At 46.3% G+C, this 24,272-nt stretch carries 21 protein-coding genes; 12 read left to right on the top strand and 9 right to left on the bottom strand.

From position 1 onward, the window contains the following. Nucleotides 1-346: 346 nt before the first annotated feature. Nucleotides 347-1,750 carry a glutamate--tRNA ligase gene (gene gltX / locus LGT40_RS03200; RefSeq protein ID WP_226069962.1) on the bottom strand — a complete coding sequence of 468 codons (1,404 nt, stop codon included), beginning with the start codon at nt 1,748-1,750 and terminating at the stop codon, nt 347-349. A 91-nt stretch (nt 1,751-1,841) separates the two neighbouring features. On the opposite strand from gltX, the gene LGT40_RS03195 reads away from it, so the two are divergent. Further along, nucleotides 1,842-2,774 (top strand): quinoprotein relay system zinc metallohydrolase 2, encoded by a 933-nt coding sequence (locus LGT40_RS03195; RefSeq protein ID WP_226069961.1) that lies wholly within the window; start codon nt 1,842-1,844, stop codon nt 2,772-2,774. 20 nt (nt 2,775-2,794) lie between these two features. After that, nucleotides 2,795-3,592, top strand: a complete 798-nt coding sequence (locus LGT40_RS03190; RefSeq protein ID WP_226069960.1) for a quinoprotein dehydrogenase-associated SoxYZ-like carrier — start codon at nt 2,795-2,797, stop codon at nt 3,590-3,592. Nucleotides 3,593-3,672: 80 nt separating this feature from the next. Here the strand turns inward: LGT40_RS03190 and LGT40_RS03185 are convergent, their stop codons facing one another. Further along, nucleotides 3,673-4,032 (bottom strand): hypothetical protein, encoded by a 360-nt coding sequence (locus tag LGT40_RS03185; protein ID WP_226069958.1) that lies wholly within the window; start codon nt 4,030-4,032, stop codon nt 3,673-3,675. Between the two features lie 213 nt (nt 4,033-4,245). Between LGT40_RS03185 and LGT40_RS03180 the strand changes: the two genes are divergently transcribed. The 5 genes from LGT40_RS03180 to htpX are packed head-to-tail and all read left to right on the top strand — an operon-like array spanning nt 4,246 to nt 9,149. Next, the gene (locus LGT40_RS03180) at nt 4,246-5,112 is read left to right on the top strand and encodes an NAD(P)-dependent methylenetetrahydromethanopterin dehydrogenase (RefSeq protein WP_226069957.1); all 867 of its coding nucleotides are present in this window, start codon (nt 4,246-4,248) and stop codon (nt 5,110-5,112) included. An 8-nt stretch (nt 5,113-5,120) separates the two neighbouring features. After that, the gene (locus tag LGT40_RS03175) at nt 5,121-6,173 is read left to right on the top strand and encodes a beta-ribofuranosylaminobenzene 5'-phosphate synthase family protein (protein WP_226069956.1); all 1,053 of its coding nucleotides are present in this window, start codon (nt 5,121-5,123) and stop codon (nt 6,171-6,173) included. Between the two features lies 1 nt (nt 6,174). Then, the gene (locus LGT40_RS03170) at nt 6,175-7,080 is read left to right on the top strand and encodes an NAD(P)-dependent methylenetetrahydromethanopterin dehydrogenase (protein ID WP_226069955.1); all 906 of its coding nucleotides are present in this window, start codon (nt 6,175-6,177) and stop codon (nt 7,078-7,080) included. Nucleotides 7,081-7,103: 23 nt separating this feature from the next. Then, nucleotides 7,104-8,213 (top strand): ATP-grasp domain-containing protein, encoded by a 1,110-nt coding sequence (locus LGT40_RS03165; RefSeq protein WP_226069954.1) that lies wholly within the window; start codon nt 7,104-7,106, stop codon nt 8,211-8,213. Between the two features lie 54 nt (nt 8,214-8,267). After that, nucleotides 8,268-9,149, top strand: a complete 882-nt coding sequence (htpX, locus tag LGT40_RS03160; protein WP_226069953.1) for a protease HtpX — start codon at nt 8,268-8,270, stop codon at nt 9,147-9,149. Between the two features lie 59 nt (nt 9,150-9,208). Here htpX and LGT40_RS03155 read toward each other — a convergent pair whose 3' ends face one another. The 5 genes from LGT40_RS03155 to glyQ are packed head-to-tail and all read right to left on the bottom strand — an operon-like array spanning nt 9,209 to nt 15,588. Then, complete coding sequence (locus LGT40_RS03155) at nt 9,209-11,290, bottom strand: EAL domain-containing protein (protein WP_226069952.1); 2,082 nt, start codon at nt 11,288-11,290, stop codon at nt 9,209-9,211. Next, nucleotides 11,277-12,029, bottom strand: coding sequence for a lysophospholipid acyltransferase family protein (locus LGT40_RS03150; RefSeq protein WP_226069951.1), 753 nt, complete (start codon nt 12,027-12,029; stop codon nt 11,277-11,279). The genes LGT40_RS03155 and LGT40_RS03150 overlap by 14 nt, the downstream gene beginning before the upstream one ends. Then, the gene (gene gmhB, locus LGT40_RS03145) at nt 12,029-12,568 is read right to left on the bottom strand and encodes a D-glycero-beta-D-manno-heptose 1,7-bisphosphate 7-phosphatase (protein ID WP_226069950.1); all 540 of its coding nucleotides are present in this window, start codon (nt 12,566-12,568) and stop codon (nt 12,029-12,031) included. The genes LGT40_RS03150 and gmhB overlap by 1 nt, the downstream gene beginning before the upstream one ends. A gap of 9 nt (nt 12,569-12,577) precedes the next feature. Next, nucleotides 12,578-14,656: a glycine--tRNA ligase subunit beta gene (gene glyS, locus LGT40_RS03140; RefSeq protein ID WP_226069949.1), complete on the bottom strand. Its 2,079-nt coding sequence runs from the start codon at nt 14,654-14,656 to the stop codon at nt 12,578-12,580. Continuing rightward, on the bottom strand, nt 14,653-15,588 hold the full coding sequence (gene glyQ / locus LGT40_RS03135) for a glycine--tRNA ligase subunit alpha (protein WP_226069947.1): 936 nt from the start codon (nt 15,586-15,588) through the stop codon (nt 14,653-14,655). Before glyQ ends, glyS begins: the two co-directional genes overlap by 4 nt. 178 nt (nt 15,589-15,766) lie before the next feature. Here glyQ and gshB point away from each other — a divergent pair, with 178 nt between their 5' ends. From gshB to LGT40_RS03120, 3 genes are read left to right on the top strand one after another with little or no spacing between them, the layout of a single operon-like run. Next, on the top strand, nt 15,767-16,711 hold the full coding sequence (gshB, locus tag LGT40_RS03130) for a glutathione synthase (protein ID WP_226069945.1): 945 nt from the start codon (nt 15,767-15,769) through the stop codon (nt 16,709-16,711). Further along, nucleotides 16,708-17,754: an FAD:protein FMN transferase gene (locus tag LGT40_RS03125; protein WP_226069943.1), complete on the top strand. Its 1,047-nt coding sequence runs from the start codon at nt 16,708-16,710 to the stop codon at nt 17,752-17,754. The genes gshB and LGT40_RS03125 overlap by 4 nt, the downstream gene beginning before the upstream one ends. Before the next feature lie 4 nt (nt 17,755-17,758). Next, nucleotides 17,759-18,805 (top strand): energy transducer TonB, encoded by a 1,047-nt coding sequence (locus LGT40_RS03120; protein WP_226069941.1) that lies wholly within the window; start codon nt 17,759-17,761, stop codon nt 18,803-18,805. 4 nt (nt 18,806-18,809) lie between these two features. Here the strand turns inward: LGT40_RS03120 and LGT40_RS03115 are convergent, their stop codons facing one another. Both LGT40_RS03115 and uvrA read right to left on the bottom strand, forming a co-directional pair. Further along, complete coding sequence (locus LGT40_RS03115; protein WP_226069940.1) at nt 18,810-19,433, bottom strand: CYTH domain-containing protein; 624 nt, start codon at nt 19,431-19,433, stop codon at nt 18,810-18,812. Further along, nucleotides 19,430-22,249 carry an excinuclease ABC subunit UvrA gene (gene uvrA, locus LGT40_RS03110; RefSeq protein ID WP_226069938.1) on the bottom strand — a complete coding sequence of 940 codons (2,820 nt, stop codon included), beginning with the start codon at nt 22,247-22,249 and terminating at the stop codon, nt 19,430-19,432. The genes LGT40_RS03115 and uvrA overlap by 4 nt, the downstream gene beginning before the upstream one ends. A gap of 50 nt (nt 22,250-22,299) precedes the next feature. On the opposite strand from uvrA, the gene LGT40_RS03105 reads away from it, so the two are divergent. Together LGT40_RS03105 and ssb are read left to right on the top strand one after the other, a co-directional pair. Next, on the top strand, nt 22,300-23,685 hold the full coding sequence (locus LGT40_RS03105; RefSeq protein ID WP_226069936.1) for an MFS transporter: 1,386 nt from the start codon (nt 22,300-22,302) through the stop codon (nt 23,683-23,685). A gap of 39 nt (nt 23,686-23,724) precedes the next feature. Further along, the gene (gene ssb / locus LGT40_RS03100) at nt 23,725-24,222 is read left to right on the top strand and encodes a single-stranded DNA-binding protein (RefSeq protein ID WP_226069934.1); all 498 of its coding nucleotides are present in this window, start codon (nt 23,725-23,727) and stop codon (nt 24,220-24,222) included. Nucleotides 24,223-24,272 lie beyond the last annotated feature (50 nt).

The following is a 24,272-nucleotide window of genomic DNA, read 5'->3' as shown; positions in this document are numbered from 1 at the left end:
CTATAACGTTGGTTAGCATAGTTACCTGCAGGCATAACCCAGTTATTCGCATTTTTTTGCATATCGATGAGTTCATCAGCAGCGACCAGACCTGGTGCGGCTAAACCCATCATTGCAATTGATAATGTTTTCAGCTTCATAAAGTTGTCCTCTATTTACTTTTTAGTATTTACGTCACGACTTGTTCGAATTGAACCTCATGCGTATGACGAACCTTAATCCGACTTCCCGAGTTCGTCAAGAACTTTACTCAAGTTTTTTGTGAGCATTTCCATCCACTTTTCGGGAATAATTTCCCGAAGCCATAAGGCATTGAAAATAAAGGTTATTATTTTTCAGCTAAAAATCAGGCATGATCTTTGATCCAAGTTATACAACGTTTGATTGCGGCTAATGCGCGCTCGCGTCCGTATAATTCCAAGGTGACATCAAGAGAGGGGGAGATCGTATTTCCGGTAATCGCCACGCGAATGGGTTGGGCAACCTTCCCCATACCAACCTCATGTTTTTCTGCACAATTTTTGATAACCATGTGGATTGGCTCTGCCAGCCAATCGGTAAGTTCACTTAGTTCAACCAATACAGCTTCTAATAATGGCAAACTGGTTTGATTCAGGTTTTTTTGTGCAGCCTTCTCATCATAAGCTTCGACATCACGATAGAAGTACACACTGGATTCGGCCATTTCTTTTAAAGTCTTGGCCCGTTCGCGTAGTAACACCACGACATCAACCAGAGCAGGTCCATCCGCCGGATCAATACCTAATTCTCCCATATGCCAGCTTAAATGCTGGGCAACATGCTCCGGCGCACTGGTTTTAATATAATGCTGATTCAGCCAGATTAATTTATCGGTATTAAAGCTTGAGGCGGCTTTATTGACGTCCTGGATATCGAATAACTGGGTCATCTCTGCTAAAGAAAAAATTTCCTGATCGCCATGGGACCAGCCTAATCTGACCAGATAATTCAATAAGGCTTCAGGAAGATATCCCGCATCCCGATAACTCATGACACTTACCGCACCATGCCGCTTTGAAAGCCGAGCCCCATCATCGCCCAAAATCATGGGAACATGAGCAAAAACAGGCGGTTTCGCCCCCAAAGCTTTAAAGATATTGATCTGCCTGGGTGAGTTATTCAGGTGATCGTCACCGCGAATCACATGAGTCATTTGCATGTCCAGATCATCTACTACAACGGTCAGGTTGTAGGTTGGGGTGCCATCCGGTCGGGCAATAATCAAATCATCCAGTTCACTATTTTCAAACACCACATTGCCACGAATCGCGTCTTCTACAACCACTTGACCCACGGTAGGGTTTTTAAAGCGAATAACCGGTTCTACCCCTTCACGTGGCGTAGTGATGTGACGACAGCGACCGTCATATCTCGGTTTTTGCTTATTAGCCCGCTGCTCTTCCCGCATCGCTTCAAGCTCATCTTTACTGCAATAACAATAATAAGCATCACCCTGATCCATCAATTGCTGAATGATTTCTTTATAACGATCAAAACGCTGGGTTTGATAAAAAGGACCTTCATCATAATCCAGGCCCATCCATGTCATGCCTTCTAAAATGGCATTCACTGATTCTGCCGAGGAGCGCTCCAAATCGGTATCCTCAATTCGTAATACAAACCGACCGCCATGTTTTCTGGCATACAACCAAGAAAATAATGCGGTACGGGCGCCGCCGACATGGAGATATCCGGTTGGGCTGGGTGCAAAACGTGTGCGAATTGTCATATTAAAAGGTTCTCTGCTTGCTCTATAGATGTGTTGCGTTAAAGTGCGTTATTGTAACAGTTCAACAGCTTCGGTTTAGTAGGACATCGTGATGCATTTATTGATTTCATTTATAACGCTTGTGGTTTCGTCTTTCGCTTTTGCCAGCAATGTTCAAACTGAAGGTTATTCCGTGCAACGCGTAGCGGATGGGATTTATTACCATCAAGGTAGCCACGAAGAAGCGACTCCCGAAAACCTGGGCGCCATCGCAAATGTAGGATTCATCATTGGTGAGGATTGCGTTGCGGTAATTGATAGTGGAGGCAGTTTTCGTGAAGGCAAATTGCTGCATCAGGCAATTCGTCAGCAGACCAGTCTGCCGATTTGTTATGTCATTAACACGCATGTACATCCAGACCATATTCTAGGCAATGCAGCTTTTAAAGCCGACCATCCTAAATTTGTCGGGCATGAAAAATTACCCGCTGCACTGGCCAGTCGTCAGCAACATTTCGCCAAACAATTTTCACAGATTTTAGGGGACGCCTATCAAGGCGTTGAGTTTATAGATGCGGATACATTGATTAGCATCGATTCACCCCAGACAATTGATCTGGGTAGTCGCGAACTACTCCTGACAGCCTATACCACAGCACATACCGATCATGATTTAACCGTTTATGATGTCAACACCAGTACTTTATGGACCGGTGACTTACTGTTTGTTGAGAGAATACCAGCCTTGGATGGCAGCATTAATGGCTGGATTAATGCGATCGATACTCTGGCAAACCTCGATACAGAAGTGGTCATTCCAGGCCATGGTCCTGCTTTTAAAAGCGAAGACTCTACTGGCTGGAAAAATCTATTACGATATTTGAGTACCGTACGAGAAGAGATAAGATTAATTATTAATGATATGGGGACCATTGAGGAAGCGACGGCCTCAGTGGCTACACAAGAAGCTGAAAAATGGAAACTTTTTGAAGATTATCATCGTCGTAATATCACCGCTGCCTTCGTAGAATTGGAGTGGGAATAATAATGATTGGGAGAGAGAATATGATGGGACGTAATGCCATCTTTATGGGGATGCTGACAGTACTTATGAGCTTCAGTTTTACGCTTCAGGCTGCCACTGCCGATGAAGAACTGTGGTCCGGGCTTAAACAAACCTACTTCGGTGACCGTGAAATTCATGAAAATGCTGATGATGTTTTGGTTCTTGAAGCACCAACAAGAGCTGAAGATGCGGCGATTGTTCCCATCAGGGTGAAATCAGTTCAACCGCAAACTGCTGACCGATATATCAAAAATCTTCATATCATTATCGATAAAAATCCCATGCCCTATTCAGCCAACTTCCACTTATCTCCCAGCCTGGGCGAAGTGGATATAGCTACTCGCGTTCGGATTGATCAATATACCGATATGCGGGCTATTGCCGAGATGAACGATGGGTCGTTATATATGGTTTCGCGTTTTGTTAAGGCTTCTGGCGGCTGCAGTGCTCCGGCAGGAAAAGATATGGAAGCCGCAATGGCTCGTCTTGGCAAAATGCAGATCCGGATGCGTGATGCCGATATTGGTGAGATGACTCAAGCTCAGGTAGTTGTCAGCCACCCAAATAACAGCGGTTTACAGTTTGATCAACAAACCCGAGGGTATATCCCTCCTCATTATGTGAAAGAGATCGTTATTGATTTTGCTGATGAAAACCTTATCACCTTAGAAGCAGGTATTTCAATCAGTGAGGATCCCAGTATCCGATTTAACTTTACTCCCAAAAAACACGGCATTTTGAAAGCGATGGTGAGTGACAGCAAAGAAATGACTTACTCCATGGATAAACAAATATAAAATCTTGCTAAAGGGTTGTTGAAAGCCACAAAAAAAGGCCGTATTAACGGCCTTTTTTGTGTGTAATTAAATTCGATTTTTTACTGAATTCTGCATTCTTTATAGGCTGTAGCTGAGACTTCTTCATACTTATCCATACCACTGCTTAACCCTTTATCATCGCGAAACTGCGCGCCGCGGTCAGCAGGAAGATTGCGGTACATATACGCTGTGCTGATATCTTCAAACTCAGTCTGGGTAAATGCTTCATCTAATTTATCTACAACGCACGAGCATTTATTAATGCCTTCATAGACGTTTAATTTGTTATTTGCCTGCATACAATCAGTTACATATTGTACTTTGGTGACTGTTGAAAAATCGACGTGATCATCAGCAATGGCTGCTGCTGATAACATCGCCATGCTGGCAAAAAGAACTGTCAGACTGGTTTTCTTCATTCTCTACTCCTAAATTTTATTTTATGGTGCTGATGTGACTGACACTTAAAAAGATAAGTTCCTACACAAAAGCAGGATATTGCCACTTTAGCAGATTGCCAATCAATCTTTTTGGTGCCTCTGAAATACAGTTTAATTTCCTCACTTAAACAACATAGGGTAAAATCCAGAGCTTATTTATCCCACATCAAGCCATGCTAAATGCCGGAGAACATGATGAAAAAACTACTGTTACACCTCGATACTGATACTGTCGCAAGCACTTTTGATCAAGCAGTTGCTTACGACTCTGGTGTCGATAACATCATCGCGCACGGCGGTGCGACTCGTGACAATGTGACTTCTCATGTGCATGGCATGATTTTTACCCGGGGCGGAAAAAATCTCAAAAACAGCGCAATCTTCATTGGTGGGTCAAATGTGGCGGCTAGCGAGTTGGTAGGAGAAGCTGTTAAAAAAGCCTTTTTTGGCCCGGTACGTGTTTCCGTGATGCTGGATCCGAATGGTTCAAATACCACCGCTGCAGCTATTGCGCGGAAAGTCATGACTGACTATGACATTGCTGGAAAAAATGTGGTCATCTTGGGCGCTGGTCCGGTGGGTCAACGTACCGCGCTATATTTATTAAAAGAAGGTGCGTCAAAAGTTGTTTTAACCTGCCGCAGTATGGCTCGCAGCAAAGCCACTGTAGAACATATGAAAAAAGCTTACGGGGTTGAGGTTATACCAGGTGAAACCCGTAGTGATGAAGCGGTTACCGAATTACTAAAAGACGCTCACGTTGCGATTGCAGCTGGTCCAGCAGGGGTCTGCATTGTTCCTGAAGCTACCTGGACTACGAGTAAAACCCTTGAAGTGATTGCTGACGTGAATGCTGTTCCGCCATTAGGCGTTGAAGGTATGGAAGTGATGGATAACGGAACGGAAAAACAGGGGGTACGTTTTTATGGTGCCATTGCCATTGGTAACTTTAAAATGAAAGTGCACCGTGGTGCAGTTGCTTCTTTATTTGATAACAATGACTTATTTTTAGACGAAACTACTATCTACGATATCGCCTGCAAAATTGATAACGCCTAGTGACCGCAATGCAACAACCGGTTTCACCTGTTCGACATCAAACCATTTGTGTACAGGCCCCGGCAAGACTTCACCTTGGGTTCCTGGATCTTAATGGCGGCTTAGGCCGCCATTTTGGCAGTATTGGTCTAGCCGTAGATAGTCACTTCACCAGACTCAGTCTCTCCCAAGCCACAGAGTGTCTCCAATCTGATATCCCTGTTTCAGATTCGACTCACAATAAGATCACCAAACTTATCAATCAGTTTTATCTCAGCTTAGGTAAGCATATTCCATCTGAATTACGACAATCCTTTGTCAATATTCACAGCTTGATTCCTGAGCATGCCGGATTAGGTTCAGGTACTCAGCTTGCACTGGTCATTGGTCGACTGCTATCAACCTATCATCAGCTTGAAATCCCCACATCTAACATTGCCCAAGCTCTGGATCGGGGTAAACGTTCTGGAATAGGTATCAGTACTTTCGATGCTGGAGGCTTCGTGGTTGACGCGGGCTTAGGGGCTGAATCACTCACACCTGTTCGATTATTCCAGCAAGCTTTTCCATCTCAATGGCGGCTGGTGATGTTAATGGATAAAACCCACCAAGGAATCCATGGACAAACTGAAGTTCAAGCATTTCAAAACCTGCCACAATTTCCAGCCCGACACAGTGAACGCATTTGTCACTTAACCTTAATGCAACTATTACCCGCTCTCATTGAGCAGAATATCGATTTGTTTGGGACTGCTGTCAGTGAAATCCAGTCATTGATCGGTCAACACTTTGCACCTGCTCAAGGCGGTCAATACACCAGTCAAGCGATTGCATCATTATTGGAATATGCAAAATCACTGGGATTTACCGGAATGGCACAAAGTTCATGGGGCCCCACCGCATGTATATTTACCGATAGTCAATCGCAAGCGGATCGTCTGATGGGTGACCTTCAGCAAATAATTAATGCTGACATTGCGCTGGGAAATATTGAATTATTATCTGCTGCTGGTGTGAATGCTGGTGCCAGCATTACAATCGACAGTGAAACTATACATTTTGATAACACAGTGAGGAATTAACATGTCCAAGCGTTCCATCATCCATATGCTCAACCCAATGAAACAAAACAGTCCGTTTGATATCAATATGGCGCTTGATGCCGGCTACGATATTTTAATGCCTTACAATAACGTTGAGTTGAAAGAAGTGGCTGGTTTGACCCAAGATGCTATCTTTTCACGTGGCCCAGCGGGCGTAAAAAAAACCGGTATGTTTATTGGGGGCAGAGATATTGGTCTGGCCATGGATATGCTCGAAGCGGCAAAATCAGCTATGGTGCCACCGTTTGAAATTTCGGTGTTTGCTGATCCCAGTGGCGCATTTACGACAGCAGCAGCACTGGTTGCCTGCGTCGAACGTGAATTGAAGAAACACTTCAATGAAAACTATAAAGACTGCAAAGCCGTTGTGTTTGGCGGTACAGGGCCTGTCGGCCTGGCAACGGCAGTTATTGCGGCTTTACAAGGTGCAGAAACCACCATTGTCGATCACTTCTCATTAGATACCGCTCTTCAATTTTCAGACGAAGCCCGTAAACGTTATGGAGTTAATTTGCGGGCAACTACCGCAGCATCTGATGCCGACAAAGCCCGTTTATTAAGTGATGCTGACGCGGTTTTCTGTACCGCAAAAGCCGGGATTCAAGTATTGAATGCTTCTGTTCTGCAGGATGCCAAACACCTGAAAGTCGCTGGCGACGTGAATGCTGTGGCTCCTTTGGGTATCGAAGGTGTTGAAATGATGGACAATGGTGAACCATTGAAATTTGCACCACAATGTCCAAAAGCAGTCGGTATCGGCGCATTAGCAGTAGGCAATGTGAAATATAAACTGCAACAAGCCCTGCTTAGAGAGACCCTGGAAAGTGATAAACCCGTTTATCTGGATTTCCGTAACGCCTTTGAAGGTGCACGCAAACTGGTTTAAACCCCATTCAATAGGAGCCGGACTTGTTTGAACGTCCCTCCCTCCTGCTAATCATCGCTCAAAGTGGGCGTATGCTGGCGCAATCAGCAGCACGAGAAGGTTATCGTGTTCGTGTTGCTGATTGTTTTGGTGATGTCGATACACTTGATGTCGCCGACAGGTTTATAAAACTCCCTCCAATGGATAAAACGAGCCATTCCGAATGGCTAAACGTGATCATTTCACTAAGCCAAGATCAACCGTGTAGCTTGATTTGTGGAACCGGAATCGAGCAGTTTTATCCTGCACTGATGAGCTTGCCGTCACACATACATTTCGCTGGCAGTTCATTGACCAGTATTCAACAAGTCTGTGAGCCCATAAACTGGATAGCCTTACTCGAAAGGCTCTCCCTACCCTTTCCACCTACCAGACTTCATCTCCCTTCTTCATTTAAAGAGAAATGGCTCGCTAAAAAACGGGCGTCCTGGGGCGGCCACCATATTGTCAATGCTCGTGCGGTTACCGAAACAACAGATCTCTATTACCAGCAATATATCGCTGGACGGTGTGCTTCAGTGTTATTTTTAGCTCACAATCGCAATGCTCATGTATTACTTATCAATCAACAATTTAATGTGGATGCAGAACTTGATAAGTTCGGTTTACAGGCGATTGCCAGCGGCATGGTGCTGAGTGATGAGCAACAAAATAATATTTATCTTGCCCTGCAAAAGCTTACCCAACATCTCGATTTGGCAGGGCTAATGTCACTGGATTTTTTGATTACCCCTTCTGGCGATATTTTTCTGCTTGAGCTTAATCCTCGTCCCACCGCTTCCTGTCAGTTACTCCCTTCGAGTTTTCCTATTATTGGTTGGCAACTGATGTGTTCGACGGGGGGTATGCCTCAACTCAACACAGAACTTCCTTTTGAAAAACAACTCTTATGGTTTTGTTTTGCCCCGAAGAAAATTACTATTCCGGCAAATTTTGACTGGCCAGAGTATTGTTACGATATCCCCGCGACAGGCAGCATTATCAATAGAGGTGAAATAATTTGTAGCTTATTGCTTGAGCAGAAAAATGACCCGATTGTCGATGGTCATCTGATTGCAAATAAATTGATTGAAAATTTATCTATCCCTGCTTGAAAACTAATCACCGCTTACCCATATTAAAGACAACTTAAATCTAAGGAATCTCGAATGAAACGAATCATGTTGTATCTCGCCACCAATATTGCGGTGTTAGCTGTATTAAGTGTGACGATGCGATTACTGGGCATTGATAGTCTGCTTGATGAACAGGGTTCTGGCTTAGATATGACTTCATTGTTGATTTTTGCTGCGGTGATTGGCTTCAGTGGTTCATTCATTTCATTAGCAATTTCAAAATGGACGGCGAAACGTCTGACAGGCGCCGAAGTAATTACCTCGCCCAAAAACTCAACCGAAAGGTGGCTGTTGGATACTGTCGCTCGTCAAGCACAACAAGCCGGTATTGGTATGCCTGAAGTAGCGATTTATCAATCTCCGCAACCAAATGCATTTGCTACAGGCATGAATCGCAATAACGCAATGGTCGCGGTAAGCAGTGGTTTAATGCAGTCGATGACACAAGATGAAGTTGAGGCTGTCCTGGCTCATGAAGTCAGTCATGTTGCAAACGGTGATATGGTGACTATGGCGTTGATTCAAGGCGTAGTGAATACGTTTGTTATTGTGCTATCACGTGTGATTGGTCATCTGGTAGACCGAACTGTATTTAAAACGGAGCGTGGCCATGGACCAGCATTTTGGATTACCTCCATCATCGCAGAACTGGTACTTGGTATTCTCGCCAGCATTATCGTCATGTGGTTCAGCCGGCAACGTGAGTTCCGCGCCGATGCCGGAGCGGCGCGTTTAGTGGGTTCTGGAAAAATGGTTGCGGCTTTACAACGTCTGGCCGGTACCTCCGATCAACCTTTACCGGATCAATTGCATGCGATGGGGATTTCTGGGGGTCGTGGCGGGATAAGTGCTTTGTTTATGACACATCCGCCCATTGAAAAACGTATAGAAGCATTACGCACAGGTCGTATTTAAACCGACTAAAAAGGCCGACTCATGGGTCGGCCTTTAATTCGTCTCCACCATCCGCTGCTTTAGAGATCTTCTTCTTCGAAATTGTAATCAGGCTTGTCGGATGGTTTATGGATATAAAATCCCTGGGCATAATCCACCCCTAATCGCCATAACAGTGCCATGCTGACTGCGTCCGAAACAAACTCGGCAATAGTGCGTTTTTCTGCCTGTTTTGCCATTTCGACAATAGCTTTAATCGCAGCCTGATTTTCCGTGTCATGCGCCATATTTTCAACAAAATTGCCGTTAATCTTCAGATAGTCCACATCCAGAACGTTCAGGCTTTGTGAAAAATCAATGCCGGAGCCAAAGTGTTCCAAACCGAATTCACAGCCAATGGATTTCAACTTGGCAATTGTGTTTTTTGTATCTTCCAGATTATCCAAAGCAGCTGTTTCACTAATTTCAAAAATTAAAGCCTGCCCGGTTAAATTATGTGCTGATAAAGTGGCTGACAACCAGTCAACATAGTCTTTTTCGCGTAGTGTCTGTTCTGACAGTTTGATGAAAAATCGTGTTTTAGGATGCGTCTTTCGATGTTCGGAAAGCTTTTTAAGGGACGTGCGGAGCACCCATTTATCCACTTCCGTCATCATCTGTAATTTAACGGCATAATGAATAAACTCTTCCGCACGCAACGTTTTATCGCTGTCTTGCAGACGTATCAAAATGTCATACAGCTCCTGCTGGGGACCATGCAAACCGACAATAGGTTGAAAGTGAATGCTGAATAAATCATTCTTCAAGGCATTTTGCAAAACTGACTGCCAGGAAGAAAGATCATCTCCATCCGATTGAACCATTTTTTCTTGGAATCGGGCGGTTTGATTGCCACCTGCATGTTGCGCCTGAGTACAGGCTTTATCGGCATTTTCCAATGCGGTTTGTGCCGAGGCCACACTTTCACTGATGCGCGCAATGCCAATGCTACAGTGCAAATCAATAATCTTGCCATTGGCATGAGAAACAAACTCATCAACCGTCTTTAGAAAAGCGTTGGCTCTCTCGTTCACAAGTGATTCATTATCACTTGGTATCACAATGGTGAAAATCTGATCACCATAGCGGCCAATTTTTTCCCCTTCCTGAGCTGTTTGAAGTAATAGATCGGCGACACTCTTAATCACCATATCGCTGGTCGTCAGCCCAACCTGTTCTTTTATTTGTTGAAAGTCATCCAACACAATATAAAGTAAAGCCGAGTCGCTTTGATTTTCAGCTGCCTGGTTAACCGCTTGCTGTAACTCATCAACAAAACGGGTACGATTGTATAAACCGGTCAACAAATCAAAATCTCGTAATCGTTTTAATTGTTCACTATCTTCAACTATCGCCCCGTTGAGGTCACGAACAACTACCTGGGTACAATCTTCGCCCTCTACCTGAGCATGACTGAATTCAATATCCGCATCAAAAGCGTAACCGCCATTTTTTAAACACTGTGTACTTACTGTCGCCGGTTTGGCATCGGCTTGCTCGGTAAACTGGCGAAAAACCATTTTAAATTTGGCATGATCATCAGGATCAATTAAATCCAGAATCGGCAAACCATCAATATCTTCTTGTTCCTGATAACCGAACAGATTGAGATAAGCACGATTTACATAAATGTGCATACCTTCATGCATATAAGCGACGGCATCGCGTGAACTTTCCAAAAGTGCGCGCGAGCGTTTTTCACTTTCACGAAGCGCACGTTCATTGCGGCGTGCTAAACGTCGCATAAATAAATTATCCAATTCGCGCTCGGTGACAAATTGCAGACGCTCAATGTCACCTTTTAAAATGACATCTTGTACACCGGATCGAAATAAATCTTTCTCAGCAGTTTTATCTTCGGTGATAACAATACACGGTAAATCTTTTCCCAAGCGTTTGATCAGATTGACTATCTCGATAGGAGCCAGTGAAGGCAGATGATCGCGACAAATGATCAGATCCCAGCTCTGCTTACTTAAGCACTGCTCTAATGCCTCAAAATCATCTTCACGCCCGGCTCTGACAGCATGGCCGGCACTCCGCAGAATATTAATGACAGCATCCGTTTCTGTCAGCGAGTCATCAACAATCAATAACCGTAAAATGCCCTCAGCTCTCGCCACGCTGTTCACCTTTTGTAAATTGCATCGGTGTCTTCCCTTCCAGTTGGGTCATGGTTAGTGTCATCCAGTCATATGCTTGCTGGTTAACGGCAGTTGCCGACAAATCCTGAGTATCTATCTTAGCCCCTATTACCATTTTGATCACACCCGGTCGTTTCAGAAAACCTCTTTTTGCCCAAAAACTTCCAGCATTATGAGCTACTGGTACGATTGGAACGCCAGCATCTACGGCTAACCGCGCACCACCTATACCAAATCGTCCCATGGTTCCTGGTGGTAAACGGGTGCCTTCCGGGAAAACCACGACCATGGCGCCTGATTGTAATCGTTCCTTACCCTGCTCAATCACCTGATGCAAGGCTTGGCGACCAGCATTACGGTCAATGGCAATGGGACGTAATGAAGCCAGTCCCCAGCCAAAAAAAGGTATCCACAATAATTCGCGCTTCAATACCCATACCTGTGGCGGAAAAACGGCTTGTAGCGCCAGGGTTTCCCAAGCAGATTGATGTTTGCATAGCACTACGCAGGGCTCATTTGGAATATTTTCACGGCCTTCAACTTCCAGCCTTAACCCGCAAATGATTTTTAATAGCCATATATTCATTACCGCCCAACGACTGACTACCCAGTAGCGTTGTTTAAATGGCAATGGCCAGATTAGCACGCCAACGACTGAAAACAGAATGGCTGTAATGGCGTAAATAATCAGGAAAATAAACGAACGGAAAGTTTGCATCAAATCGCAGCATCCAATAACGCATCGGCAACAGCAGCCAGATTGTCATAGACCGCTACACCTTTGGGCACGCCCTTCTTTAAGGTCTTTTCCCCTTTACCGGTGCGAACCAATATGGGTTTAGCCCCAGCGGATTGTGCCGCCTGGATATCTCTTAATGAATCCCCTACCGCTGGAACATGATCCAGATTGACCCTTAACCGATGCGCTAATTCTTTAAATGCAGCATCTTTAGGTTTACGGCAATCACAGTTATCATCCGGTCCATGGGGACAGAAAAAAATGGCTTCAATGCGGCCACCAACCTGCGCCAGCATACGCCGCATTTTACTGTGAATGCGATTGAGGGTTTCAACATCCAGAAAGCCTCTGGCAATGCCGGATTGATTGGTGATGATCACCACCCGATAGCCGGCATAATTCAATCTCGCAATGGCTTCCAGACTACCCTCGATGGGCTCCCATTCCGCCGGCGATTTAATAAAATCATCCGAATCATGGTTTATCACACCATCACGATCGAGAATTATCAGCGACATATAGGCATCCTAATTTTGTAATCGGGAAATATCCGCCACACCCAGAAACAAAGCCCGAGTCTGATTTAACAATGCCAAACGATTATGGCGAATGGCTTCATCTTCTGCCATAACCATGACTTCGTCAAAAAAGGCATCTATGCTGTCACGCATATCGGCCAGTCGACGCAATACCGCGGTGTAATCTGCCTGTTGCATTAACGGCGCGATATCAGCTGAAACATGTTGTAACGTTTCTGCCAGTTTTTGCTCTGCTGTTTCCTCCAATAGTGCCGGATTTAACTGGTGTTGTGCTTCATAAGCGCCATTTTTGCGCAGAATATTATCAATGCGTTTATTACCTGCCGCCAACGCTTCAGCTTGTTCCATCTCACGGAAGGATGACACCGCCTGCATCCGTTTCATAAAATCCAGAGGACGAGTAGGTTGCAACGCCAATACAGCCTCAAACACATCACCATGATGACCTGCATCAGCTGCATAACCGCGCAAACGATCAAACAGATATTGCATAACCGGAGTCACGATCTCCGTTTCTGTGAGCTGTTTATCGTAACTTTGCACCGATTGTTGTAACAGTTCGGCCAGATCTAAATCCAGATTATTCTCGATGATAATCCTCAGTACGCCCAGGGCTGCCCGGCGTAAGGCGAATGGATCTTTGGCGCCTGATGGCGGTTGTCCAATTCCAAACAGACCACACAAGGTATCCAGTTTTTCAGCCAGACTGAGTGCCTGCCCGGTTTTACCCTGTGGCAAAGCATCACCGGCAAAACGTGGCAAATATTGCTCATTCATCGCTGTAGCCAGCTCTTCCTGCTCGCCATCCAGACGGGCATAGAAACTCCCCATAATGCCCTGCAGTTCAGGGAATTCACCGACCATTTCAGTGACCAGATCACATTTCGCCAGCATGGCAGCACGTTCTGCCAATGCCTTATCGCCCCCAATTTGGCTCGCGATAAAACCGGCGAGCTTGGCAACGCGTTGAGATTTGTCATAGACCGTGCCCAACTGATTCTGGAACACGATGGTTTTCAGTTGTTCCTGACGATCAGCTAGTGGTCGTTTTCTATCGGTATCCCAGAAAAATGCCGCATCACTTAACCGTGGCAGAATCACCCGTTCATTACCGGCAATAACCTGTGCCGGGTCGCGGCTTTCGATATTACAAACCGTGATAAAGAATGGCAGCAGTTTGCCCGTCGCATCTTCTACCGGGAAATATTTCTGATGTCCCTGCATTGAAGAGATAAGGGCTTGAGAAGGCAGCTCCAGAAACCGTTTTTCAAACTCACCAGAGAGAGCAACTGGCCATTCCACCAGCCCCGTCACTTCATCAAGTAATTCAGTATCAATAATAGCCTGTCCGCCCAACTGGCTAGCCAATTCATTGACCTGACCACGAATCGCTTCACGGCGTTCATCAAAGTCGACCATCACATGACCTTCGCTCAACAGTTGTGGAGCGTAAGTTTGAGGACTGCTGATACGGATCGCATGGGGATGATGAAACCGATGACCATAACTGAGTTGATTGGACTGCACGCCCAGCAGACTGGCTGGAATAAGGTCTTCACCTAACATCAGAATCAGCCAATGCACGGGTCTGACAAATTCTTCGGCTAAACTGCCCCAGCGCATACGCTTGGGGATAGGTAATGCTGCCAGCGCCTGTTTGACAATTTCCGGCAGCAAATCACTGGCTGCCTGACCCGCTTGTTGTTCACGATAAACTAACCAGGCGCCTTTATCGGTTTCCAGCGTTTCCAATGCATCAACATCTACTCCACAGGAACGGGCAAACCCTTGTAAAGCTTTTGTCGGGTTGCCTTCTTCATCAAAGCCGGCAGTCACCGCCGGGCCACGCTTTTCGACATTACGATCCGCCTGGTGTGTCTGTAGGCCGGTAATCACCACCGCCAAACGACGTGGGCTGGCGTAAGCTTTGGACGCGGTATAGTTCAGCTCTGCCTCTGCTAATCGGCTTTCAATGCCTTTCAGTAAAGCATCACTTAACGTCGATAAAGCTTTGGGTGGTAACTCTTCGGTACCCAGTTCCAACAGGAAATCACGTACATCACTCATGACTGCACCTCATCCTGTTTGGTTAACATCGGGAAGCCCAGGGATTCACGTCTGTCGTAATAGGCCTGCGCAACCGCTCTGGCCAACGTTCTGACCCGCAGAATAAATCGTTGTCTCTCGGTGACCGAAATCGCTTTACGTGCATCCAACAGATTAAAGGTATGTGACGCTTTTAAAACCATTTCATAAGCAGGTAATGGCAAGCCCGCAGCTATCATTCTTTCGCTCTCTTTTTCACAGGTATCGAACTGCTGAAACAGATGTTCGGTATTGGCATGTTCAAAATTGTAGGTCGACATTTCGACTTCGTTCTGGTGAAACACATCGCCGTATGTCACTTTACCTAATGGACCATCGGCCCAAACCAAATCATAAACACTGGAAACACCTTGCAGATACATGGCGATTCGTTCCAAACCGTAGGTGATTTCACCGCTGACCGGTTTGCATTCCAGACCACCTACCTGCTGGAAGTAGGTGAACTGTGTCACCTCCATACCATTGAGCCAGACTTCCCAGCCCAGTCCCCAGGCGCCCAGTGTGGGTGATTCCCAGTTATCTTCAACAAAACGAATATCGTGGACGGTGGTATCGATCCCCAGCATTCTTAGCGAGCCAAGATACAGTTCCTGAATATTTAATGGTGACGGTTTAATCAGAACCTGAAACTGATAGTAATGCTGCAGTCGGTTTGGGTTATCGCCGTAACGGCCATCGGTCGGACGACGCGAGGGCTGCACATATGCCGCACTCCAGGGCTCCGGGCCAATCGCTCGCAGGAAGGTTGCCGGGTGAAAAGTCCCCGCTCCGACTTCCATATCGTAAGGTTGCAATAACACACAGCCTTGCTCAGCCCAGTATTGTTGCAGGCGTAGAATCAGTTCCTGAAAAGTTTTTGGCGTGGCCGCCACAGTTGCCGCAGAATCACTCATTGAGAAAATTGTCTTCGCATAACTAAAAATGCACTGATTATAGCGAATAACACGCTGGCTTGTAGAGACAACTCGGCAATCAATTCAACAGTTGACCGGGTTGGCTCATGCGACTGTCACTGTGAAGAAACAGATACGGTACAATGCAGCCACGTTTTTATCATTAAAGAGCAGAATTATGTCGCGACTTATCGGCATCGTGATGGATCCGATTTCAGCCATCAATATCAAAAAAGACAGTAGTTTTGCGATGCTGTTGGCCGCCCAGGCAAAAGGTTGGACCATTATGTATATGGAACAGCAGGATGTGTATCTGAATCAGGGTAATGTCATGGCCAGTATGCGTGAAGTACGGGTCACTGAAGATGCACAAAATTGGTATCAGTTAGATGAGCCCGTCACCCGTAGACTTAGCGATCTCGAAGCGATTTTAATGCGTAAAGATCCCCCGTTTGATATGGAATATATCTACAGTACCTACTTACTGGAACAAGCCCAGTCTGAAGGCGTCCTGGTCGTTAATCATCCACAGAGCTTGCGTGATGCCAACGAAAAACTGTTCACGGCCTGGTTTCCACAATGTTGCCCGCCGACACTGGTCACTCGAAAAAAAGAACTGATGCGCGAGTTTCAGCAGCAACATGGTGACATTATTATCAAACCCTTGGATGGCATGGGCGGTGCCTCCATATTCAAAGTCAGCCAGGGCGATCCGAATTTTTCAGTGATCGTCGAAACCCTCACTGATCAAGGCAAAAAATCAGTGATGGTGCAGCAATATTTACCCGCTATTAAAGATGGCGATAAACGGATTTTACTGATTAACGGCGAACCGGTGCCCTACGCATTAGCTCGCATTCCTGCAGAAGGTGAGACGCGAGGCAACCTGGCAGCGGGAGGTCGAGGAGAAGGGCGGCCATTAACCGAAAGAGACCGCTGGATCTGTCAGCAAGTTGGGCCAAAACTACGTGAAAAAGGTCTGTTATTTGTGGGTCTGGATGTGATTGGCGATTACCTGACCGAAATCAATGTCACCAGTCCGACATGTATACGTGAACTGGATCGACAATTTAATCTGGATATTGCCGGTGAGTTGATGAATTGTATTGAGGCACATTTATGAAGACTGTTTTATACAGCCTTTTATTGGTAGTAGGTTTAAGTTTATTAACTGCGTGTGGTGACCAGGACAGGGCGTTGCAAGCCAAGTTTTATGCCTTTGGTACAGAAATTGACGTCAGTCTGTATGGTGTTGATGAGGCAGCCGCAGCGAAAACCATTGATGCGCTGGAACAATCTTTTTCAGATGTTAACGACTTGTGGCATGCTTGGCAGCCCAGTGTCTTAACCAAAATTAATGATGCTATTGAAGCAGAGCAACCGATTGCAGTAGATGAGAATGTGGCCGACGTAATTTTACTGGCGCAGAAACTGGCGAGAGACAGTGGACATTTATTTAATCCGGCAGCGGGTAATTTATTTGCGTTATGGGGTTATGAGCAGGATGACTGGTTTGAATCCCGTCCACCTCCTCCACAGACAGATATCGATGCCTGGCTGGCGGCCAGTCCGACCATGGATGATATCGTTATCGAAAATGGTCAATTAACCAGTAACAATCCTGAAGTTCGATTGGGGTTTGGCGGTTTTGCTAAAGGTTACGCCGTTGATAACGCCATTGCGATTCTGCAGCAACAAGGCATTCAAAATGCGGTGGTCAATATCGGTGGCGATTTACGTGCTATTGGATCGCATGGCGAACGTCCATGGATCATTGGTATTCGTCACCCCAGACATGACAAGGTATTAGCATCAGTTGCGGTGAGTGGCGATGAAAGTATTTTCAGCTCTGGAGATTATGAACGGTTTTTTACCTATGAAGGAAAACGGTATCCACACATTCTGGACCCACGCACCGGTTATCCAGCAGATCAGGCGATGTCTTCCACAGTAATACATGAAAATGCTTCAAAGGCTGATGCTGCCGCTACCGCGATTTTTGTTGCTGGAAGCGACTGGCCCAGGGTCGCAGCAGAAATGGGGCTCGATATGGTGATGTTGGTAACGGAGGATGGTCAGGTTGAAATGAGTCCGGCCATGCAGAAACGAGTCAGGTTAACCGGCCATGATGCGGAACCGGTGATTCGCGAAATTCCACACGAGTGAGCGAATGATTTCGACCAGTAGCGCCACCGACCGGATGATTCTGACCCTTATCGGGTCGGTGATATTACATGCGATCGTGGTATTTGCTGTCAGTTTCAATGTGACTTCGCCACCAACCAACGCTCCGGTGAATCAACTTGATATTACTCTGGTTAAGCAGCAAACCGAGCAAGCACCGGAAGAAGCCAGTTATCTGGCTCAAGTAAATAATGAAGGTGGCGGTGAAACGGAGGAAAAATCACCTGAACCCACGCTGGATTTGCCCGTCCCTATCGCTAATGAGACGCCAGCCTCCAGCGATCCTGCCCCGCCTGCTGTGGCAGAACTCGATCCTATTCCACTGGAACCACTCCCGCCGTCTCCCGTCGTGCAACAAGCTCCGCCAGCTGACCCCACACCGCCGGTAGAAGTACCAATTGAAGACCCAGTGCCTGAACCACCAGCACCTGAGCCTGTTGTTGAGGCCAAACCAAAAACTGAAACCGCCAGCAAAAAAATCACGACCACTGACGCCGAACGTAAAGTTGAGACGTCTGAAAGAGCGACTGATACCCCCAACGAAACAGTTGAAGAAACGGAAGTGGCTCCTCCAAAGGTCTCCGGAGCCGAATTGATTGCCCGTGCAAGAACTGAAATTGGCTCACTGCAGAGTACATTGGCAAATAACAGCAAAGCATTAAGTGAAACGCCTAAAAAACGACGGATTTCAGCGTCCACTAAAGAATATGCTGCAGCCGCATATATGCGTTCCTGGGAGATGAAAGTGGAGCGAATTGGTAATATGAATTATCCCCAGGAAGCGAAAGATAAAGGCATTAACGGCAGTCTGATGTTATCAGTGGATATCAACCCTGATGGCAGTGTGCCACCTGATGGCATTGTTGTATCGCGCTCATCCGGTCATAAGGTTCTGGATGATGCGGCAGTCCGTATTGTCCGTTTAGGCGCGCCTTATGCGGAGATTCCAGAAAATGTGCTAAATGGCAGCGATATGTTGACGATTATTCGCACCTGGAAATTTGAAAGTGCCCGGGGAATGTCAGCGCGTTAAGGATTCAATCGATCTTTTGTTGCTGATATAACTGATAGCCGATCTCTGCTTTACTGCGATTGTTATAGCTCAGTTGCAATGCCGACTTCAGTCTTTCCGCAACAGCCTGTAACACGTCAAGTGAGCCATGACGTAATTCCAGCTCAACTTCATGAATGAGCGCATGATTATTCCCTGAAACGGCCTCGCCAAAATCATATGCCAGCTCAATCTGCGTATCTTGTGAAGCTTCCAGTAGATAAATATCCCGGTCAAACTCGGTATAAAACAGGCGTTGTAACTGTTTCCAGCTCCCGCTGTCATCAACCATAGGGGCCAGGGGAGTCTGCCGCAGCAATGGCAAATCAAACTCACTATTCATAATGGGATGTTCCCATTCTTCACGCTGATGTAATCCATTCTGCACCTTGCCACTGGTTTTAACTGTCTGCAGCCATTGATCGTCAATCTGCCGCATCCGTAAAGCAATGCCCTGCTGCTTCAGCTTCATTTGTGGTGTATCGAAATACTCTGTTCGCAGATGCAGCTGCTTTTGCTCGCAGGTCATTGCCGCCAGCCAATCCAACTCGCTCAGATTCAGTTTGGACTCACCATCAACGGCAAGTTTCATTTCCTGTTCAAGACTCATTTCAGTAATGGCTTCAAATAGTGTCCGGTATGAGAATTTGCGTGCTCCGCAATTTGTTCCGGCGTCCCTACGGCGATCACTTTACCACCGCCAGCACCACCTTCAGGTCCCATATCAATCACCCAGTCAGCAGTTTTGACCACGTCCAGATTGTGCTCAATCACGACGATGGTATTACCCCGATCACGCAAATGATGCAGTACTTTGAGCAGCTGCTCGATATCGTAAAAGTGCAAACCGGTAGTTGGTTCATCGAGAATATACAATGTTTTACCGGTATCGCGTTTTGATAATTCTTTGGCCAGTTTAACCCGTTGGGCTTCACCACCAGAAAGCGTTGTGGCGTTTTGTCCCAGCTTGATATACGTCAAACCGACATCAATCAGCGTTTGCAGTTTCTTCGCTACCACCGGAATATTTTCGAAAAACACGTTGGCATCTTCGATAGTCATATCCAGCACTTCGGTAATCGTTTTACCTTTATACCGAATATCCAGTGTTTCCCGATTATAGCGCTGTCCTTTACACACATCACACGGCACATATATATCTGGAAGGAAATGCATTTCAACCTTGATCAGACCATCACCCTGACAGGCTTCACAACGTCCGCCTTTCACATTAAAGCTAAAGCGTCCTGGTCCATAGCCTCGGGCGCGTGCTTCCTGAGTACCGGCAAACAGCTCTCGTATCGGGGTAAAAAGACCAGTATAAGTTGCCGGGTTAGAGCGTGGAGTCCGGCCAATAGGACTTTGATTGATCGCTACCACTTTATCCAGTTGCTCCAGGCCCAGAACATCCGTATGCGGTGCAGGCTCTTCGGAAGCACCGTTCAGTGTTTTTGAAGTCAGCTTGAGTAAGGTTTCATTAATCAGTGTGGATTTTCCAGATCCGGAAACACCGGTCACACAGGTCATTAAACCAATTGGAATATCCACATCCACATTTTTCAGGTTATTGCCGCAGGCACCGCGTAAACCAATCGATTTGCCGACATGAGCGGCTTCGCGTTTAGCGGGGATCTCAATTTTTCGCCGTCCTGACAAATATTGGCCAGTCAGTGAATGCTCACTGTTCATAATATCCTGCGGTGTGCCGCGAGCGACGATTTCGCCCCCGTGCACACCGGCACCCGGTCCAATATCCAACACATAATCGGCACTGCGGATTGCATCTTCATCATGCTCAACTACGATCACGGTATTGCCCAGATCACGTAGTCGAGTCAGCGTCGCCAGCAACCGATCATTATCACGTTGATGCAGACCGATTGAAGGTTCATCCAGGATATACATCACACCGACCAGACCAGCACCAATCTGACTGGCCAGACGAATCCGTTGTGCTTCACCGCCTGACAGAGTATCAGCGCTACGAGCCAGTGATAAATAATCCAGGCCGACATTGACCAGAAAACTCAAACGGGCACTGATTTCACTGACGATCTTGCTGGCGATTTCGCCTCGTTTACCGGGCAATTCCAACTGCTGGAAAAACCGGGTGGCTTCACCAATTGGCATTGCCGCTATTTCAGGTAAATTGGTTTCATTGATAAAGACATTACGTGAGGCTTCCCGCAAACGGGTGCCATGACAATCCGGACAGGCTCTGATCGAATGGAATTTTGCCAGTTCATCACGCACACTGCCTGATTCAGTCTCATGATAACGACGTTGCAGATTGGGAATAATGCCCTCAAAAGCATGTTTACGACTGACCCGCTTACCTCGGTCGCTGATGTAGCCAAAATCAATTTCTGTACGGCCACTTCCATAGAGAATCACTTGACGGACATTTTCGGGTAACGAATCAAATGCGGCATCAATATCAAATTTAAAATGGTCAGCCAGCGACAAAATCATTTGATAATAATAGGCATTACGGCGATCCCATCCCCGGATTGCTCCGGCAGCCAAGCTGAGTTCAGGGTGTGCCACAACACGCGAAGGGTCGACAAATTGCTTAATCCCCAGACCATCACAGGTCGGGCAAGCTCCGGCCGGGTTGTTGAATGAAAACATGCGCGGTTCGAGTTCGGCTATTGAATAACCACATTCCGAACAGGCAAAACGGGCGGAAAATAAAGTCTGATCGGCGTCATCATCCATCGACACAACCTTGGCTACGCCATCAGCCAGTTTCAGCGCCGTTTCAAATGATTCAGCGAGCCGTTGCTGAATATCTTCGCGGACCTTAAAGCGGTCCACCACGGCTTCTATCGTATGTTTCTTGCGTAATTCAAGTTCCGGCGGATCATCCAGTTCGACCACTTCACCGTTGACGCGGGCGCGGACAAAACCTTGGGCACGCAGGGCTTCAAACACTGAAAGATGCTCACCTTTTCTATCCTGGATAACTGGTGCCAACAACATTAAACGCTTACCTTCTGGCATTGCCAATACCGTATCAACCATTTGGCTGACCGTTTGTGCTGCCAAGGGCAAGTTATGGGTTGGGCATCGCGGTTCACCAGCACGGGCTAACAGTAATCTTAAATAATCATAGATTTCGGTGATGGTACCGACAGTGGAACGTGGATTATGCGATGTGGATTTTTGCTCAATCGAAATCGCCGGTGAAAGCCCTTCAATATGATCGACATCCGGTTTTTCCATCATCGATAAGAACTGTCTCGCATAAGCGGAGAGCGATTCCACATACCGCCGCTGCCCTTCGGCATACAAGGTGTCAAAAGCCAGTGACGATTTGCCTGATCCAGACAACCCGGTAATCACAATCAGCGCATCTCTGGGCAGGTCCAGATCGATGTTTTTCAGGTTGTGTGTACGGGCGCCGCGAATACTGATACTTTTCATGCCTGTTCCGTAGTAAAATCGAACGGATCAATATACTCTGTCAACCTATCATGACGCAAAAGCAAGCCATATCTGACGCACTCAGTGCGCTGGAGAAACGTACTATTTCCGGTTTATCACTCATCTTCGCTCTGCGAATGCTTGGGTTGTTTATGATTTTGCCGGTATTTTCGCTCTCCGCCAAACAATATTCTCACAGTACGCCATTATTAATCGGGCTCGCGATTGGTGCCTATGGTTTAACCCAGGCATTATTACAAATTCCCTTTGGCATGCTCTCTGACCGGATTGGTCGCAAGAAAGTCATCTATATTGGTTTGCTTCTGTTTGCTCTGGGTAGCCTGTTAGCCGCTATGGCAGACTCTATCTATACGGTTATTTTAGGCCGGCTATTACAAGGCAGTGGCGCCATCGCCGCCGTGGTAATGGCATTAACAGCAGATCTGACCCGTGATCAACATCGTACTAAAGCGATGGCCGCCATCGGTATCAGTATTGGGTTATCTTTTTCGGTGGCCTTGGCCAGTGGCGCGGCTTTAGAAAGCTGGATTGGACTGGATGGCATCTTCTGGGCCACTGCATTAATGGCTATTTTTGGCATGTTGGTATTACATTGGTGGGTACCCACTCCTTATAAACACAAACAACATCAGGATATGAAACCTGCCCGTGCGCAAATTGGTGAGGTATTGGCGAATACTTCCATTATGCGGCTGGTCATCAGTATTCTGCTTCTGCATTTATTACTTACCTTGAGTTTTTTTGCCCTGCCGATCGCATTGCAGGATTTTGCCGGCGTAGCCAAAGCAGATTTAGCCTTAACCTATTTGCCAGTGCTCATTCTGGCATTTATCGGCATGGTGCCATTTATTCTAATCGCTGAAAAACAGCGCAAAATGAAACTGGTGTTTATTGGCGCAATTGCCGTGCTTGCTATTGCTCAGATCGGTTGGGCGCTATTGCCCGGCTCGTTAGCGATGCTGATGATTTGTTTGTGGTTGTTTTTTACTGCGTTTAATATTCTTGAAGCCAGTCTGCCGTCGATGATGTCAAAACTGAGCCCTATTAAAAACAAGGGCACAGCGATGGGGATCTATTCCAGCGCACAATTTATCGGTGCTTTTCTGGGTGGTATTCTGGGTGGCGTAATATATAGTTTGGGTGATATCAGCTGGATCTTCTGGTCTGCAGGACTGATCAGTGCTGGATGGTTGATTATGATGTTGCCGATGCAAGCCCCAAAACATTACAGTAGTCGCATTGTTTCATTAAACGAAGTCACCGCCGAGACCGCTGATGAATTTGTAGAGCGACTGAATGCGATTAAGGGCGTAGTTGAAATTGTCATTGTGCTTGAAGAACGGATTGCGTACGTGAAGTTTCTCGCTGATGATATCGATTTACATGAACTCGAAGCATGTCTGGTTTATGCGTAGTAAAATAAACACAAATTTGAATTAGTAAAGGAATTCACCATGTCAGTAAACAAAGTTATTCTGGTTGGCAGACTCGGGGTTGATCCTGAAAGCCGGGCTTTTCCAAATGGTGGCTCGATCTGTAATTTGCGTATTGCGACATCAGAAAGCTGGCGTGATAAACAAACCGGTGAGCGCCAGGAACGCACCGAATGGCATCGTGTTGTGTTACGTAACAAACTAGGTGAAATCGCTCAGCAGTATCTGCGTAAAGGTTCACAAGTTTACATTGAAGGGCGTATTCAAACTCGTAAATGGCAAAATCAGCAAGGTCAGGATCAATACACTACTGAAATCGTAGGCAATGAAATGACCATGCTCGACAGTAAAGGTGCTGGTGGCGGCAGTAATGATAATCAAGACTATGGCCAAGGCCGTCCTTCCCAACCAGCCGGAAAAAGCAACTATAATAATCCACAACCCGCCTCAGCCTCAGCTGGTCCGGATTATGGTTCAGGTGGCGAAGCCGATTATTACGATGATGATATTCCGTTCTAAACCACATTAAAAACTTACAAAAAAAGCCCCTGAAATAGGGGCTTTTTTTT

This window comes from Methylophaga pinxianii (assembly GCF_020447225.1).
Taxonomy (GTDB): Bacteria; Pseudomonadota; Gammaproteobacteria; order Nitrosococcales; family Methylophagaceae; genus Methylophaga; species Methylophaga pinxianii.
Note: the sequence above shows the minus strand (reverse complement) of the source record. Positions and strands in the feature narration are given on the sequence as shown.